8 protein-coding genes are annotated in these 10,418 nt (G+C 52.0%); 2 read left to right on the top strand and 6 right to left on the bottom strand.

Annotated elements, in window-relative coordinates; all coding sequences use genetic code 11:
* From AC06ND_RS00980 to AC06ND_RS00965, 4 genes are all read right to left on the bottom strand, one after another.
* Positions 1–390: YitT family protein (locus tag AC06ND_RS00980; RefSeq protein WP_475677130.1), on the bottom strand; the 390-nt coding region annotated here is incomplete at its 3' end.
* Positions 390–3,125 carry a leucine--tRNA ligase gene (gene leuS / locus AC06ND_RS00975; protein WP_475677129.1) on the bottom strand — a complete coding sequence of 912 codons (2,736 nt, stop codon included), beginning with the start codon at positions 3,123–3,125 and terminating at the stop codon, positions 390–392. The genes AC06ND_RS00980 and leuS, both read right to left, overlap by 1 nt.
* Positions 3,126–3,143: 18 nt before the next feature.
* Positions 3,144–4,517 carry a TonB family protein gene (locus AC06ND_RS00970; protein WP_475677128.1) on the bottom strand — a complete coding sequence of 458 codons (1,374 nt, stop codon included), beginning with the start codon at positions 4,515–4,517 and terminating at the stop codon, positions 3,144–3,146.
* Positions 4,514–5,068 carry an SPOR domain-containing protein gene (locus AC06ND_RS00965; RefSeq protein ID WP_475677127.1) on the bottom strand — a complete coding sequence of 185 codons (555 nt, stop codon included), beginning with the start codon at positions 5,066–5,068 and terminating at the stop codon, positions 4,514–4,516. The genes AC06ND_RS00970 and AC06ND_RS00965 overlap by 4 nt, the downstream gene beginning before the upstream one ends.
* A gap of 73 nt (positions 5,069–5,141) precedes the next feature.
* Between AC06ND_RS00965 and AC06ND_RS00960 the strand changes: the two genes are divergently transcribed.
* Positions 5,142–6,314 (top strand): CapA family protein, encoded by a 1,173-nt coding sequence (locus tag AC06ND_RS00960; RefSeq protein ID WP_475677126.1) that lies wholly within the window; start codon positions 5,142–5,144, stop codon positions 6,312–6,314.
* On the top strand, positions 6,311–7,249 hold the full coding sequence (locus tag AC06ND_RS00955) for a PhoH family protein (RefSeq protein ID WP_475677125.1): 939 nt from the start codon (positions 6,311–6,313) through the stop codon (positions 7,247–7,249). The genes AC06ND_RS00960 and AC06ND_RS00955 overlap by 4 nt, the downstream gene beginning before the upstream one ends.
* Before the next feature lie 58 nt (positions 7,250–7,307).
* Here AC06ND_RS00955 and AC06ND_RS00950 read toward each other — a convergent pair whose 3' ends face one another.
* Positions 7,308–8,630: a tetratricopeptide repeat protein gene (locus AC06ND_RS00950; RefSeq protein WP_475677124.1), complete on the bottom strand. Its 1,323-nt coding sequence runs from the start codon at positions 8,628–8,630 to the stop codon at positions 7,308–7,310.
* Positions 8,631–8,651: 21 nt separating this feature from the next.
* Positions 8,652–10,418, bottom strand: a 1,767-nt coding sequence (locus AC06ND_RS00945; protein ID WP_475677123.1) for a DNA gyrase C-terminal beta-propeller domain-containing protein, incomplete at its 5' end; no start/stop codon positions are given.

The raw sequence follows: 10,418 nt of genomic DNA, 5'->3' as shown, positions 1-10,418 counted from the left end.
CGCTTCCAGAAGGCCGGCAATGATAGGGATCAGCAAGGTCTCTTCGACATAGAAGAAATGCCCCTGGATACTGTGCAGTATCTCAGCATCCGCCATCAGTTCCATTGCAACCGTGGACATAATTATGCAGTAGATAGTCTTGAATCCGAAACCTATCCCCATCGCAAGCACCGCGACGATAATCAACAAAGCGTTGATGGCGAAATATGAATATTGCGCCGGGATAAGTCCTCCCGTAGCATATTGTATGACGGTACACAGTCCCATCATTCCGCCCGCCGACATTCCGTTCGGTATCATGAAGCACTCCCATGATATCGCAAATACGAAACAGGCGAAAGTCAGGAAGAAATAATCTGTCAGTAACCTTCTTATTTTCGCCCAGGCCATCATTTGACCACTATGTTCACGATTCTGCCAGGTACAACGATGACTTTCGCAATGCTGAGGCCGCCGACATACTTGGCTGTCTGTTCCATGGCCCGCACCGCAGCCTCGACCTCTGCCGGAGACGCGCTCTTAGGCATGTCCACGGTAAAGCGCATCTTGCCGTTGAACTGGACAGGATAAGTCACATTGTCCTCGGCCGCATAGGCGGCGACGAATTCAGGATATGATGCATATGTCACCGTATCCTCATGCCCGAGGAGGTGCCAGAGTTCCTCGGCGATGTGAGGGGCGAATGGACTCAGGAGTATGACCATAGGCTCAAGTATCTCCTTCTTGTTACAGTTAAGGGCGGTCAGCTCGTTCACTGCAATCATGAATGCGCTTATGGTCGTATTGTATGAGAATGACTCGATGTCATCCTGTTCCTTCTTTATGAGTTTGTGGAGTTCCTTGAGCTCTGCCGGAGTAGCCTTTTCGTCCACAACGGACCATTCTCCCTTGTTGAAGAACAGCCTCCAGAACTTCTTCAGGAAGCGGTTGACACCGTCTATGCCCTTGGTATCCCATGGCTTGCTCTGCTCGATAGGGCCGAGAAACATCTCATAGAGACGGAGAGTATCTGCACCGTATGTGTCGCAAATGACATCCGGATTCACCACATTGAACATCGACTTACTCATCTTCTCGATGGCCCATCCACAGACATACTCACCATTCTCGAGAATGAACTCAGCAGTCTTATAGTCTGGCATCCAGTTCTTGAATGCCTCGATATCGAGCTTGTCGTTGTGGACGATGTTCACATCTACGTGAATCTCAGTTGTCTCGTACTGATCCTTGAGACCGCATGACACGAAGGTGTTGGTACCGACGATACGATATACGAAGTTTGAGCGTCCCTGGATCATACCCTGGTTGATGAGCTTCTTGAAAGGCTCCTTCTCGCACACGTAACCGAGGTCGAAGAGGAACTTGTTCCAGAAACGGGAGTAGATGAGGTGACCGGTAGCATGCTCGGTACCGCCGATATAGAGGTCCACGTTACGCCAATACTCGTCTGCTTCCTTGCTTACGAGTGCGTTCTCGTTATGTGGGTCCATGTAACGGAGGTAATATGCAGAAGAACCTGCGAAACCAGGCATGGTGCTCTTCTCAAGCGGGAAGCCCTCATATTCCCAGTCCTTTGCGCGGCCGAGAGGTGGTTCTCCGGTCTCGGTAGGCTTGAACTCGTCAATCTCAGGAAGTTCGAGAGGGAGCTTGTCCATAGGGAGAGGGTTTGCAATACCATCCTTGAAGTACATAGGGAAAGGCTCACCCCAATATCTCTGCCTTGAGAAGATTGCGTCACGGAGACGATAGTTGGTCTTGCGACGTCCGAGTCCGTTTGCCTCAACGTAATCCTTCGCAGCCTCGATAGCCTCCTTCACTGAAAGACCGTTAAGGAAACCGGAGTTGCACATGGTACCCTCCTTCGCGTCGAAGCTCTGCTCGCTCACGTCACATCCCTCGATGAGAGGAATGATAGGAAGGTCGAAGGTCTTAGCAAAAGCATAGTCACGGCTGTCATGTGCAGGAACCGCCATGATCGCGCCTGTACCGTAGCCGGCGAGCACATACTCAGAGATCCATACAGGAACCTTGTCGCCGGTAAGAGGATTGATTGCATACGAACCCGAGAATACGCCGGTAACCTTCCTGGTCTCAGACATTCTCTCACGCTCTGTCTTCTTTTTTGCTGCTGCAAGGTAAGCCTCGACGGCCTCCTTCTGCTCTGCAGATGTAAGCTTCTCCACCCACTCGCTCTCAGGAGCAAGAACCATGAAGGTCACGCCGAACACGGTGTCCGCACGGGTGGTGAAGATGGTGATGTCATATTCCTTGTCACCGTTGATGGTGTGGAAGATCATCTCTGTACCCTGGCTCTTACCGATCCAGTTGCGCTGCATGTCCTTGAGTGAATCTGTCCAGTCAAGCTCCTCGAGATCGTCGAGGAGACGGCCGGCATATGCAGATACACGGAGCTGCCACTGGGTCATCTTCTTCTGCTCGACAGGATATCCTCCACGAACTGAAAGACCGTCCTTGACCTCGTCATTTGCGAGCACGGTTCCGAGTTTCGCGCACCAGTTCACTGCAGTCTCGCCCTGGTATGCGATACGATAGTTCATGAGTATGGACGACTTCTCCTTCTCTGAAGCAGCATTCCACTTCTCCGGAGTGATTCCATCGTAGCCCTCGGTCTCGAACTTTGCAACGAGCTCCTCTATAGGACGAGCCTTGTCCTGAGCCGGATCATACCAGCATCCGAACATCTTGAGGAAAGCCCACTGAGTCCACTTGTAGTAAGCAGGATCGCAGGTACGTACCTCGCGTGACCAGTCGTATGAGAAGCCGATGCGGTCAAGCTGCTGGCGATAGCGGTTGATATTGTTGACGGTAGTCACCTCAGGGTGCTGACCTGTCTGGATAGCGTACTGCTCTGCAGGAAGACCGAACGCATCGTATCCCATAGGATGGAGGACGTTGAATCCGCAGAGGCGCTTGTAGCGCGAATAGATATCACTGGCGATGTAACCGAGAGGATGACCTACATGAAGTCCGGCTCCTGAAGGATATGGGAACATATCCAGCACGTAGTACTTTGGCTTGCTAGAATCAACCTCTGCCTTGAAGGTATGGTTCTCAGCCCAATAGGCCTGCCATTTCTTCTCGATTTCTTTGAAATTGTAATCCATTGTCTCTTATGTTGTTTCTTAATATCCATTAATTCCGAACCTGCGTCTCTCGCTCTTCTTCTGGAGTCTGAACTCGACTCCGACAGTGAGTGATGAGCGCACCTTCTCTCCCCTAACCCTGGCTGGCTTCCACTTTGGAGAAGCGCTGATGACCTTCACGGCCTCGTCGTCGAGCAGCGGATGGACCCCTCTGACCACGGTGACATCGGTCACAGCACCGTTCTTGTCGATCACGAAGTTGACCTGGACTGTACCCTGGATTCCCTGCTCTACCGCAGCCTGAGGATACTTCAGAAGCCTGTAGACCCAATCCTTCATGAACTTGTTGATGTCCGCACTGTTCGAGAAAAGAGGCTTCTGATCGCAGTCATAATAAGCGACCACGTCTGTGCCGTAGCTTGTTCCCTTCTTCCTGTCGCTGACCTGAACTGGATAGAAGAGGATCTCGCTGCCGTTGTTGGCGAGCGTCTGGGTGAAGTTGTAGATATATTCGAGTTCCTTCTCCATGGACTCGTATTCCAGGAGAGAAGCAGTATCCTTGGAAGTATTGTGCTCCGAGTACCTACCGGTGGTAAAAAGTACGGATGGGATTTCCTTCGCATAGAAGGTCCTATGGTCAGAAGGATATGGCTCCGCGGCCGTCACTTCCGGGAACACAGGCTGAAGCGAGCCCTTCATGGACGCGAGAAGCGTGTTCATGTCCTGGTTCGAAGAAGTATATGCATAGAAGCCCTTGCTTCCGATTCCGAGCATGTCAAGGTCAATCATGGCATCCACCTTACCCTTGAAAAGGCGGTCAGCAAAATACCATGAGCCGGCAAAGCTCTCGCATGAAGCACCGAAGGCGACGAACACCACTGACCTGCGGAAGATGATGGAATTCGTGGCCACCATGCGTGCGAGCTCTGCCATCATCGCGAGTCCGGAAGCGTTTCCATTCGCTCCGAAATAGATTGACTCGACCCTCTGGCCATCCACGGTCATAGTCCTTGTCCCGAGATTATCAAGACGCGCTCCCACGACAATGTAATGGTCTTTCAAGGACTTGTCATATCCTTCGATGTATCCGTAAACGTTCCTAGATACGAGCGTATCCTTTTCTGATGCGATACCGAACTCCGAGCCGTTCTTGGGAGAGATCATGTCCACCCCATAGGAAGAAAGCACGTCAAACATGTATTCCGCGGCCATCTTCTCGCCCTCGGATCCGGCTTTGCGACCTTCCATCTGAGCTGAAGCAAGATAAGACACATGCTCCTTGAGAGCCGAAACCGTCTCGCTGTCGTACAGATTATCGTAATTGGCCCCCGTCCTGAACTGGGCGAAGAGCGGTGCGCTCGCTATGGTGCAGAGAGCAAGCGCAATGATGTTCCTGAATGTTGCCTTTCTCATTTCTTGTTCCAATTAGAGTCATTGACAAGCACCCAAGCTTCCTTAGGACAGAGAGGATTCTGCTTGACCATCATGAAAGACTTGAATGCATCCTGAACCTTGTCGGTCGGACAGACAAGAACAACATTGAGGCCACTGCCCGTGAAAACGACGGTCGGCCTGTATATTTCTGCATCGAACTTAGAAGCAAGGCGCTGCGCGTTCTCAGGAGACTTGAACGCACCAACGGCGACATAGAAACGATGGTCCACGACGCCGGACCTGATGCCACGCACCCTCTCAGGAGTACGTATGTACCCTGGCATCTGGGCAAACGAATCACAAGCGGCCACAGAATCAGCCTTCGCCTTCTGGGCTGCCGCCTCAGCAAGCCTGATAGAATCGGCAATCGCCTTCTCCCTGGCCTTGTCCTCAGCAATCCTTTCGCGTATCTCCTGGATCTCCACGCTGGTAGGACGTCCCGCAAGCTTGCGGATCTGGTCACATGAGCTCAGAGAGGCCACCAACACGAGGCCTGCAGACAGGGTCAATATTCTGGTTTTCAAATTCATGTCCATTATAAGGGTAACTTGCAAATTTACTCAATTAATGGTGGCTCACAAAAAAAATGTATATTTGCATTGAATGAGGATCAGAGCATTCGCAATACCCGTGCTGCTCATGTCAGCAGTAGTTCTTTGTGCCTCCAGCCGACCACGCCGGAAGCATGAGATATCTGCGCCAACCGAACTCAGGATATCTGTTCCTGAAGTCCAGTTCGACGAGAGATTCATACCCCTCCTGCCGAACGTCCTACCACACGACACCGTCACGATAAGAATAATCGGTGACGTGATGCTTCACAGCGCACAGATTGACAGGGACTACAGTTCCTTCCTCTCTGGAATTGAGGACGACCTCCGTTCTGCCGACCTTGCTATTGCAAATATGGAATTCGCGCTTGGCGGAGAACCCTACTCCGGCTTCCCAGCATTCTCAGCACCCGACAGCTATGCCGAATATGTCCATGGGACAGGGGTCGACGTATTCCTCACCGCCAACAACCACATACTTGACAAGGGGACCCGCGGACTAAGAAGGACGCTGGGCATATATGATTCCATGGACGGAGTGCTCCACACCGGATCCGGAATTGACGAAGAGCATTATCGGGAGCACAATCCGCTCCTCCTCCGGGTAAACGGGATCAAGATCGGCATAGTGAACCCCACCTACGGGACCAATGCAGACCAGAGCGACGGCTACCCTATGGTCTTCAATCTCGGGGACATGAGTGAGCCTTGTCAGGCCGTCCGCAATGCAAGGAAGGCAGGCGCTGAAGTCGTACTCGCACTTCCCCACTGGGGAAATGAATATGAGCTCACACACAGTTGGTATCAGACATATCAGGCACGCGACCTTGCGCAGGCGGGCGCAGACTACATAATAGGAGCTCACCCACATGTCGTTCAGGACATGACCAGGATTAGCGTGACCGATGGAGATGGAAAAGAGAAGGAAGTGCCGGTGATTTACTCGCTCGGCAACGCCGTATCCAACATGAGCGCCAGGAACACACAGATCGAGCTCATGGCAACGGTTCGCATCGTAAGGCACGGGAAAGACGGTCTGGAGCTGATGGACCCGGAATGGGATTGGCTATGGTGCTCACGACCAGGTTTCCTATGCAACAATTATAAGACAATCAAGATCAACGATTATATCGGGAAAAGAGACGAATGGATGAATCCATCAGACTACGACAACATGATCTCGAGTTGGAACAATGTCAGAAATGAAACAGGAATAGATAGATGAAGAAGACAATAACACTGGACGCAATCGACCCCGTAGAGATCTACGGTGCAGGCAACAGGATTCTTGAAGCCCTCTGCGGATATTTCCCAAACCTGAAGGTGGTGGCAAGGGGCAACAACATTCTCCTTGACGGAAAGCAGACCGACATGGAGGAGTTCGAGGCTAAGATCGGGCGCCTCGTGGAGCGACGCCAGCACAAGATGAATCTCACGCCTTACGACGTCGAGGACATCTTCGAGGAAGATATCCATGCTCCGTCACAGCTCAAGCTAAACGGCAGCTCGCCTATAGTGTTCGGTAACGACGGCAAGCCTATCGCAGCCCGCAACAAGACCCAGGAGGACATGGTCAAGGCATATTTTGACAATGACCTCATCTTTGCGATCGGCCCGGCAGGTACAGGTAAGACCTACATCGCCATCGCGCTTGCAGTCCGCGCACTCAAGAACAGGGAAATCAAGCGAATCATCCTGACTCGTCCAGCCGTCGAAGCAGGTGAAAGGCTAGGATTCCTCCCCGGAGACCTCAAGGACAAGCTCGATCCATATCTCCAGCCCCTCTACGACGCCCTCGGAGACATGATTCCGCCGAAGAAGCTCCAGGACTTTATGGCCGAAGGCGTAATTCAGATCGCTCCTCTCGCCTACATGCGCGGAAGGACGCTCGACAAGGCCTGTGTGATTCTCGACGAGGCCCAGAACACCAACCTCGGACAGCTGAAGATGTTCCTTACCCGAATGGGCACGAACGCCAAGTTCATCGTCACCGGAGATGCCTCCCAGATTGACCTCCCGAACAAGAACGACTCCGGACTCCTGAAGGGAATCGACCTGGTAAAGGACATCAAGGGAATCTCGACCATCAAGTTCCGGAATGAGGATATCGTACGCCACCCTCTCGTCACAAAGATCGTCAAGGCCTTCGACAAGCTCTAGGATATAACAAAAAAAGACCGGCTCTCCAGCCGGTCTTTTCGCTTATGGCAAAGGTCGATTAAAGACCATTCTTGACGATCTCGTTATACTTGTCGTAAGCTGCCTGGTACTTAGCATCCTTATCGCGGAAACGATAGTAGATGTTCTTAAGTGACTCAGCGATGAGGTTCACCTTGATCTCAGGATCGTTGCAGATAGCGTAAGCCTTCTCGAATGGATCGATAGCCTTGGTGAACTGCTCCTCGAACTGCTCTACGAGCTTCATGTACTTAGCGTCATTGAACTCGTTAGATGCCTCCTCAGCGATTGCGATAGCCTTGTTGTAGTAAAGGATACCTACACCGATGAGACCGTTCTCGTAGTTAGGATCAACCTCGTTTGACTTGTAGTAAGCTGCGATAGCCTCTTCCTCCTTACCGAGCTGTGAGTAGATGTTACCCTCAACATAGTAGAGAGATGGGTTGTTAGGCTCGTTCTGCTTAGCGACATTGAGGAGAGAGAAGAGCTCGTCCTGGTTGTCACCAGACTCGATGTAATGGTTGATGAGGCTCACGAGGATAGCCTGGCTGGTAGGGAATGCCTGGAAACCCTCCTTGAGGATTGCGAGAGACTTATCGTTGTCACCACCCTTCTTGTAGATCTCAGAAAGCTTAGCGATTACATCACCGTCCTCGTTGTAGTACTTGTTCTGGTAGCACTGCTCGAAGAACTTCTGTGCGCGCGCCATGTCACCTGCATAGTATGCAGTGAAGCCTGCGTAGTAAACGCTCTCTGCATCGAAAGTTGAGAGAGGTGCGGTTGCAGAAGCCTCTGCAGCCTTCTCGAAGCACTCGCTTGATGCAGCGTAGTTACCGAGAGTGTACTGAGAAAGACCATCATCGGTGTACTTCTTCTGGATACTCTGGAGACCCTCCTTGATATCCTTGGTCTTGGTGCCCTTAGGGTCAGCCTTTGCTGCAGAAGCATAAGCCTTGATAGCGCCTGAGAGAGCATCCTTTACGACTGGCTTGGTAACCTCGATGATTGCGAGGGTACCCTGCTCATTGAAATAGAGGTTCTTCTCAGCATAGGTCATCTTCTCATAACCGGCAGCGTTGAGGATAACGTTCTCTACTGAACTTGGCTTCTCAGGACCACCGAGGAGCTGAAGGTCAGTCTTGGTCATACCTACCCATACGTTTCCCTGAGGAGCGCTGTAGGCATCAACATAACTCTTTGCAAGTGACAACCAGGTAGCTACCTTGGCTGCCTTCTTTGGGTTCGCTGCAGCAGCTTCAGCGGCGTCGAGAGCCTTCTTTGCAGCAGCTGGTGACTTGGTTGACTGTGCATTGACTGCCTGAACTGAGAGGACGAGTGCCAATGCGATGAAAATCTTTTTCATAATCTTATTAATTAAAGTTTGTTATTCTTGTGTGGTCTCTTCTACTGCTGCTTCGCCTTCTCCTTCGGAGTTGTTTTCCTCCTGTTTAGGAACGACTGTCACAGAAGCGATGAGGTCATTTTCCTTAATGTTGATGAGCTTGACTCCCTGGGTTGCTCGGCCTGCCTCCCTGATGTCTGATACCGACATCCTGATGGTGAGACCAGCTCGGGTGATGATCATGAGGTCATTGTCCTCGGTAACATTCTTGAGAGCGACCACTGTTCCGGTCTTCTCAGTGATGTTGAGCGTCCTGACACCCTTTCCACCACGGTTGGTGAGCCTGTACTCATCGAAGCCTGTACGCTTGCCGAATCCATGCTCGCTGACTACGAGAGCGGTGTGCTCTGCGGCATCCTCGCGGTTAGGATTGAAGCATACGGCGCTTACTACTTCGTCGTCATCGTCAATATTTATGCCACGAACGCCGGAAGCAGTTCTACCGAGTGCTCTTGCGTCCTCCTCATCGAAGCGGACACAACGTCCGTTCTTGGCTGCGAGGAGCACCTGGCTGTCGCCGCTGGTAAGGATAGCATCAAGGAGCTCATCGCCCTCACGGATGCCTATAGCGTTGATTCCCTTGTTGCGGCTACGCTTATTTGAGTACTCTGTAAGGTTTGTCTTCTTGATGATACCGCGCTTGGTAGCAAGGAGCACATAATGGCTGTCGGTATATGCAGGATCTTCGATGCTCTTGGCGGTCACATAAGTCTTGATGATGTCGCCAGGCTCGATGCTGATCACGTTCTGTACAGGACGACCCTTCGAAGAACGGGTGCCCTCCGGAATCTCGTATACCTTGAGCCTGTAGCACTTGCCGTTCTGGGTGAAGAACAGGAGGGTGCTGTGCATGTTGGCGACATAGATGTGCTCGATGAAGTCCTCCTCACGGGTAGAGCTTCCCTTCATACCCTTGCCGCCACGGCTCTGGGTCCTGTACTCTGCGAGAGATGTACGCTTGATATATCCGAGGTGAGAGATGGTGATGACCACATCCTCATCTGCATAGAAGTCCTCTGGGTTGAACTCACCCTCGTCAGGAACGATGACGGTACGGCGAGCATCGCCATACTTCTCCTTCATCTCTGCGGTCTCTTCCTTGATCACCTGCATCTGGCGCTCGTAGCTGCCGAGAATCTCCTCGCAGTACTGGATGAACTTCTGGAGCTCATCGAACTCTGCCTGGAGCTTGTCCCTCTCCAGACCGGTAAGCTGGCGGAGACGCATCTCGACGATCGCGTTGGCCTGAATCTCTGAGAAGCCGAACTTCTCGATGAGACCTGTCCTCGCCTCGTCTACCGACTTGCTTGAGCGGATGAGGTTGATGATCTGGTCGATGATGTCGAGAGCCTTGAGGAGTCCCTCGAGTATGTGGGCGCGAGCCTTGGCCTTGTCAAGGTCGAACTGGGTTCTGCGGAGGATGACCTCATGTCTGTGCTTCACGAAGTTCCTGATCATGTCCTTGAGGTTCAAGGTACATGGACGTCCGTTCACGATGGCCACGTTGTTGACCGAGAAGCTTGACTGGAGCGGGCTGAGCTTGAAGAGCTGGTTGAGGATGACGTTAGAGTTGAATCCCTTCTTGACTCTGATGCAAATCCTCACACCCTTGCGGTTGGTGAAGTCCTGGATATCGGCGATACCCTCGATCTTCTTGTCCTCCACGAGGTCGGCCATCTTCTTGATCATCTCCTTCTTGTTGACCATGTAAGGCACCTCGGTAACGACGATGGTATCTGAACCATTGTC

The organism is Candidatus Cryptobacteroides sp. (assembly GCF_056207615.1).
Note: the sequence above shows the minus strand (reverse complement) of the source record. Positions and strands in the feature narration are given on the sequence as shown.